The organism is Cobetia sp. SIMBA_158 (genome assembly GCF_046566945.1).
Lineage (GTDB): Bacteria > Pseudomonadota > Gammaproteobacteria > Pseudomonadales > Halomonadaceae > Cobetia > Cobetia amphilecti.
In genome coordinates this window covers 1-268 of sequence record NZ_JAWJYL010000426.1, presented here as the reverse complement: position 1 = coordinate 268, position 268 = coordinate 1, and the positions used below count along the sequence as shown (strand labels likewise).

Here is a 268-nt window from a genome sequence, read left to right as displayed (position 1 = left end):
AGCGCATCACCTGGTGTGGAGCGAAGATGCGCCAAGCCGTGAATATCAGGCCATTGAACAACTGGCAGAGCACGTGCCGGGCGTTCTGCTGCTGACCGCGACCCCGGAACAGCTGGGGATGGAAAGCCACTTCGCCCGTCTGCGTCTGCTGGACCCGAACCGTTTCCACGATTTTGCGCAGTTCGTTGAAGAGCAGAAAAATTATCGTCCGGTTGCGGACGCCGTTGCCATGCTGCTGGCAGGTAACAAACTGAGCAATGACGAACTG

Annotated in this window: 1 protein-coding gene; it reads left to right on the top strand. The window is 57.8% G+C overall.

Going from position 1 to position 268, the window contains the following annotated elements:
- The coding region (locus tag R2R70_RS20555) for a hypothetical protein (RefSeq protein ID WP_410978986.1) at nucleotides 1-268 on the top strand (268 nt) is incomplete at both ends.